Source organism: Myxococcus llanfairpwllgwyngyllgogerychwyrndrobwllllantysiliogogogochensis, assembly GCF_006636215.1.
GTDB lineage: Bacteria > Myxococcota > Myxococcia > Myxococcales > Myxococcaceae > Myxococcus > Myxococcus llanfairpwllgwyngyllgogerychwyrndrobwllllantysiliogogogochensis.
In genome coordinates, this window is the sequence record NZ_VIFM01000882.1 from 1 (window position 1) to 415 (window position 415).

1 protein-coding gene is annotated in these 415 nt (G+C 60.0%); it reads right to left on the bottom strand.

The window, feature by feature from the left end; genetic code table 11:
- On the bottom strand, positions 1–415 hold a 415-nt coding region (locus FJV41_RS51015; protein ID WP_220138046.1), incomplete at both ends, for an HlyD family secretion protein.

Sequence of the window (415 nt, forward strand, 5' to 3'; positions counted from 1 at the left end):
CTGCACGTCCATCTCCGCCTGGGAAATCGCCTGGCGCCCGGCCAGAGTCTGGAAGCGGTCGAATTGACGCTGGGCGAGAGTGGCCGCCGTTTGCCGCTCATTGACCCGTTGCTGGGCCTCGCGGGCATTCAGGCGCGCCAGCGTTTGCCCCTGGGCGACGCTTGCCCCCTGACGAATATCTAGCGACTCCACCTGGCCACCCCGCTTAAACGACAGTTCGGTGGAATCGCCAGACTCAATGCGTGCCGGAAACGTTCGCTGCTGGGTATTGCCCACGGCGGTCACCTGCGCCACTTTAACCATGCGCGGGGCGGACTCGACGGTGGGTGCTTTCTGATCGCAAGCGGTTGTAAATATAATAACAACCGGGATGAGAGAAAAATAACGGTTCACAATATTCCCCTCAGATTCAGGA